The sequence below is a fragment of the Frankia sp. AgKG'84/4 genome (genome assembly GCF_023242965.2).
Lineage (GTDB): Bacteria > Actinomycetota > Actinomycetes > Frankiales > Frankiaceae > Frankia.
The window spans coordinates 1-1,547 of sequence record NZ_JALKFU020001065.1 but is presented as its reverse complement, the minus strand read 5'-3'; the positions used below and the strand labels follow the sequence as shown (position 1 = coordinate 1,547).

The window sequence follows — 1,547 nt, the reverse complement described above, 5'->3', positions numbered from 1 at the left end:
CACCCCACTGGGCTGGGGCCGCGCCGAACAGCGCGAGGGTCGCGAGGTCGGCGAGGCCTCGAAGCGCCGTACCGCCCGCGTCGTCCACGAGGCCGACCGCCGCGGCGACGACCTCGCTCGGGCTCGCCGCGGGTGGCACCGGGCTTCCCGCGTCCTCGACCAGGTCGATCGCCTGGCGCCAGGCCGCGACGATCCGGGATCCGCCGTCGCCGCGGTGGCGCGACCGCCGTCGCCGCAGGCCCGGAACGGCCCAGGCGACGAGGAGGTAGCAGGCGAGGGTCAGGCCGGTGCCGGTCGCCGCCCAGCGGGCGCCGCGGACCCAGTCGGAGGGTTCCGGACGCGGCCCGTGCGGTGTCGTGGCCGAGTCCCCTGCCTGGGCGGTATTGGCCCGATCGGACGGTGCGGCCGCACTGAGGACGGCGTTGACGAGAGACGTCTGGGCGGGGGACTCACCCTGTGTCGATCCCGCGACGGCGGCGCCGCGCGCGTCGCCCGCTCGGGGGGTGGGGAAGAACGGCAGCCAACCCGCACCGGCGAAGTCGATCTCCGCCCAGGCGAGGGCGTCAGCGCCGTGGACCGTGCGCGGCTCGCTTCCCGTGCCGCTCGTGGTGAAGCCGACGACGAGGCGCGCGGGCAGGCCGAGGAGCCTGGCGGCGAGGACGAACGCGGTGGCGAACTGCTCGGAGGTGCCGCGCCGGGTCTGTTCGAGAAAGTGGCTGACGTGGGCGAGGCTGTGGCCGGCGGGAACGGTCGGGTCGAAGACGAACGCGGCCATCAGGTACTGCCGTAGGAGTGCCGCCCGCTGGTAGGGGGACGTGCCGCCGGCGGTCGCGACGACGGCCAGCCCGCGCAGCACCGGCGGAAGGTCGGCGGGCAGCTCCAGATACCGGGCGTTGTCCGTCGTCCGGGACACCGTCAGTGCCAGCAGCTGTTCGGCCGACAGGTCGACAGGCGGCGTCGAGACGAGGCGCATGCTGTCGTCGGCCCGCAGCGGGCTGGTCCGGAGCAGGGTTCCGTCGCTCGGCGCGACCGCGAAGCCTCCGCCGGCGGCCGGGTTCGACAGTGAGAACTGGCCCAGCTGGGCCAGGGCCGGCACCAGGCTGCCGGCGAGACCGGCGATGGTCAGATCCTGGGTCACCGGCGTGGACCGGTCATCCCCTGCTCCCAACGGGGCAGAGGTGGAGGGATCGCCGGCCGCCGGCAGGCTGACCGCGTGCCCCGCCGGCAGGTAGCGAGCGGTGCTGGTCCAGTCCGCGCCGTCGTAGGAATTGAGCACGGCGAGTCGCATCGCCGCCGGTCCGGTTCGAGCGGGCGTCAGCCGCACGCGAAAGAGCGTCTGGTCGGGATGGGCGGTCCACCCGGCGAGCCGGCTCAACGGGCTCAGCTCCGGAACAGCGGTCGCGGCTGTGGTGCGCAGCGTCCGGGGATCCGCGGGCGGGCGGTGCCCGGACGCGCGCAGCGGACCACCCGCGAGGCCTGCCCCGACCGCCACGACGACGGCAACCGCACAGGCCGACCTGGTCGCCGACGCCAGCCAGGTCGCGGTG

General features: G+C 75.3%; 1 protein-coding gene. It reads right to left on the bottom strand.

Features of this window, described 5'->3' with window-relative positions; all coding sequences use genetic code 11:
• Positions 1-1,492: transglutaminase-like domain-containing protein (locus tag MXD58_RS27305; protein WP_250610866.1), on the bottom strand; the 1,492-nt coding region annotated here is incomplete at its 3' end.
• Between the last annotated feature and the right edge of the window lie 55 nt (positions 1,493-1,547).